Origin of the sequence: Mesorhizobium sp. M7A.F.Ca.CA.001.10.2.1 (assembly GCF_003998575.1) — a bacterium.
Lineage (GTDB): Bacteria > Pseudomonadota > Alphaproteobacteria > Rhizobiales > Rhizobiaceae > Mesorhizobium.
In genome coordinates this window covers 1-775 of record NZ_RZQY01001193.1, presented here as the reverse complement: position 1 = coordinate 775, position 775 = coordinate 1, and the positions used below count along the sequence as shown (strand labels likewise).

Genomic DNA, 775 nt, shown 5'->3' with positions numbered 1-775 from the left:
TTTCTCCCGGATCGCAGGTTAAGGCGAAGAAAATATTCTCTGCTCCCGGCCGCTCAAGCCGGCTTACAGTCATATGGCGATGATCTCTCCGTGGCAAAAGGAACATGTTCCCCAACCCCACGGAGGCTTCCATGAATTCCGATCACGAAATCGAAGTGACAGAAGAAACTCCCGCCGAGGCGCTTGAATCCGCTTCCGAAACCCGCCGCAGCAGCGGTCGAAGCCGCTGACCTGTCTGATGACGACGAAGATGAAGACGAAGAAGACGAGGACGACGCCGAGGACAGCGTGAAGGCTGAAGGCGACGAGTCCGAAGAAGATGACGACAAGGAAGAAGCGGCCTGATTTTTTCAGCCGCCGAATCTATCGATGGCAAGGCGGCGCTGAGGCGCCGCCTTCTCCTATCAGCCGTCCCCCGAAGCCGACGGTCAGCCGCCCCGGCGACGGTCAGTTCTCGAGAATGCTGACGCGCACGCTGTTTTCGTAGACATCGACCTGGATCAGCGGTTCGCCATTGACGATGGCGCGCTTGGTCGAGGAACTCATCGCGCCGCCGCGTTCCAGCATGCGCTGCAGGTCGGCGCGCTGACCGTTGGTCCTGAACCAGCCATCAGCCTCGTCGTCGCTGTCACGGCGGTGGAATTTGTGCCAGTTGGCGCGGTCCTGCCGCACCATCTGCGCGGCATTGTCCAGCGCATAGCCGTCACTCGCCTGATGGGCGCGATCGGAAATGCGCGCGACATAAGATCCCAGCATGTCGTCGGCATGAGCCGCG

Annotated in this window: 2 protein-coding genes; one reads left to right on the top strand and one right to left on the bottom strand. The window is 60.6% G+C overall.

What is annotated here, in order from left to right:
* Positions 1 to 183: 183 nt before the first annotated feature.
* Positions 184 to 345 (top strand): hypothetical protein, encoded by a 162-nt coding sequence (locus tag EN964_RS36090; RefSeq protein ID WP_236382840.1) that lies wholly within the window; start codon positions 184 to 186, stop codon positions 343 to 345.
* 102 nt (positions 346 to 447) lie between these two features.
* Here the strand turns inward: EN964_RS36090 and EN964_RS36085 are convergent.
* On the bottom strand, positions 448 to 775 hold a 328-nt coding region (locus EN964_RS36085), incomplete at its 5' end, for a hypothetical protein (protein ID WP_127277561.1).